The 784-nt window shown below is 60.1% G+C and carries 1 protein-coding gene; it reads left to right on the top strand.

The window, feature by feature from the left end; translation table 11 throughout:
- On the top strand, positions 1-784 hold a 784-nt coding region (locus tag ACFOVU_RS29365; protein WP_378538762.1), incomplete at both ends, for an AAA family ATPase.

Below are 784 nucleotides of genomic sequence, written 5' to 3'. Positions count from 1 at the left end.
GAGCTGTCCAAGACGCTGGCGGAGTTCCTGTTCGGGGATGAGGATGCGCTGATCCAGCTGGACATGTCGGAGTTCATGGAGAAGCACACCGTCTCGAGGCTGTTCGGGTCCCCTCCCGGCTACGTGGGCTACGAAGAAGGCGGGCAGCTGACGGAGAAGGTGCGCCGCAAGCCGTTCTCGGTGGTGCTGTTCGACGAGATCGAGAAGGCGCATTCGGACATCTTCAACTCGTTGCTCCAGGTGCTGGAGGAGGGCAGGTTGACGGATGCGCAGGGGCGGAATGTTGATTTCAAGAACACGGTGATCATCATGACGACGAACTTGGGGACGCGGGATATCTCCAAGGGTCAGGCGATGGGGTTCGCGAAGGAGGATGATGCGAAGACGAATTACGACCGGATGAAGGCGAAGGTCGGTGAGGAGTTGAAGCAGCATTTCCGGCCGGAGTTCCTGAACCGGGTGGATGATGTGATCGTGTTCCATCAGCTGACCGAGGCGGAGATCATCGATATCGTTGATTTGATGGTCGCGAAGCTGGATGAGCGGTTGAAGGACCGTGATATGGGGTTGGAGTTGCGGCCGGGGGCGAAGCGGGTGCTGGCGTCGCGTGGGTATGACGCGGTGTTGGGTGCGCGGCCGTTGCGGCGGACGATCCAGCGGGAGATCGAGGATGTGCTGTCGGAGAAGATCCTGTATGGCGAACTCCGCGCGGGTCAGATCGTGGTGATCGATGTGGAGGGTGAGGGGACCGACGCGAAGTTCACTTTTGCGGGTGTTCCGAAGC

This window comes from Nocardiopsis sediminis (assembly GCF_042650565.1).
Taxonomy (GTDB): domain Bacteria; phylum Actinomycetota; class Actinomycetes; order Streptosporangiales; family Streptosporangiaceae; genus Nocardiopsis_B; species Nocardiopsis_B sediminis.
Note: the sequence above shows the minus strand (reverse complement) of the source record. Positions and strands in the feature narration are given on the sequence as shown.